The organism is Streptomyces phaeochromogenes, from assembly GCF_001418655.1.
Taxonomy (GTDB): domain Bacteria; phylum Actinomycetota; class Actinomycetes; order Streptomycetales; family Streptomycetaceae; genus Streptomyces; species Streptomyces phaeochromogenes.
In genome coordinates this window covers 1-1,447 of the sequence record NZ_LIQZ01000693.1, presented here as the reverse complement: position 1 = coordinate 1,447, position 1,447 = coordinate 1, and the positions used below count along the sequence as shown (strand labels likewise).

The following is a 1,447-nucleotide window of genomic DNA, read 5'->3' as shown; positions in this document are numbered from 1 at the left end:
CCCGCTCCCTCCACCCCCACCCGCCCTCCACGGCCCCCGAGTAACCCTCCCCGAAGGCTCAGGCATGGTCGGCGAGGGCGCCGACGCGGATGCCGGTCAGCGGGCGCATGCCGTCGAGCTAGGGCGCAGGCTGGCCGAACGGACGGGCACATCCAAGGAGTTGGCCCAGCGGCAGCGTGCCGTGCTGGCGGACAGCCGGGCGGTCGTCGGGTTCCGTCGTTCGACGAAGGAGACGCTGTACCCCCTCGCGGCCCGCTCCGCCCGGGGCGTGCGCCTGACCGACGTGGACGGGAACGAGTACACCGACATCACCATGGGCTTCGGCGCCCTGCTGCTCGGCCATGAGCCGGAGGCCGTCACCGAGGCCGTACGGGAGCACCTCTCGCACGGCCTGCGCTTCGGCCCCCGCCCGGTCGAGGCGGGCGAAGTCGCCCAGCTGCTGGCCGACTTGACGGGCATGGAACGCGTGGCGTTCGCGGGCTCGGGCACCGAGGCCAACTCCGCCGCCGTCAGGCTGGCCCGCGCCGCCACCGGACGCGACCGCATCGTCATGTTCCGCGGCTCGTACCACGGTCACATCGACTCCGTGCTCGGCCGCCCGGGACCGGACGGCACGCACGCCGTACCCGTCTCGCACGGCATTCCGCACAGCGCCGTGTCCGAGCTGATCGTCCTCGAATACGGCAGCCAGGAGGCCCTCGACACCGTCGACGCACTCGGCGACACCATCGCGGCGGTCCTCGTCGAGCCGGTCCAGTGCCGCAACCCCGCCCTGCGCCCCGTCGCGTTCCTGCGGGAGCTGCGTGACCTCACGCGGCGCCGCGGCATCGTCCTCCTCTTCGACGAGATGCTCACCGGCCTGCGCCCCCATCCGCGCGGCGCACAGCACCACTTCGGCGTCGTCCCGGACCTCGCCACCTACGGCAAGGCGCTCGGCAGCGGCTTCCCGATCGGCGCGATCGCGGGCCGCGCCGACATCCTGGACGGGGTCGACGGCGGCTTCTGGCGGTACGGCGACGACAGCCGCCCGGAGACCGAGACCACGTTCTTCGGCGGTACGTACATGCAGCACCCGCTGTCCATGGCGGCGGCCAAGGCGGTCCTCACCCACCTCACCACCGAGGGCCCCGCACTCCAGGAACGGCTCAACGCCCGCACCGACATGCTCGCCGAAGGCCTGAACGAGTTCTTCAGAGCCGAGGAATTCCCCCTGGAACTGAGCCACTTCGGCTCCATGTTCCGGTTCACGCACCGCGCCGACATGGAACTGCTCTACCAGCACCTGCTGTTGCGCGGCATCTACGTCTGGGAGTGGCGCAGTTTCTACCTCTCCACCGCCCACACCGACGCGGACGTCGAGCGCGTCTCGGACGCCGTGAAGGACTCCCTGCGAGCCCTGCGCGAGGGCGGCTTCTTCCCCGCGTCCCGCCCCCGCCCTCGCGCAGGG

General features: G+C 71.9%; 1 protein-coding gene. It reads left to right on the top strand.

Annotated features, from left to right (window positions below):
* Positions 1 to 64 precede the first annotated feature (64 nt).
* Positions 65 to 1,447 (top strand): aspartate aminotransferase family protein (locus AOK17_RS47620; protein WP_342671580.1); only part of this gene is annotated, 1,383 nt, incomplete at its 3' end.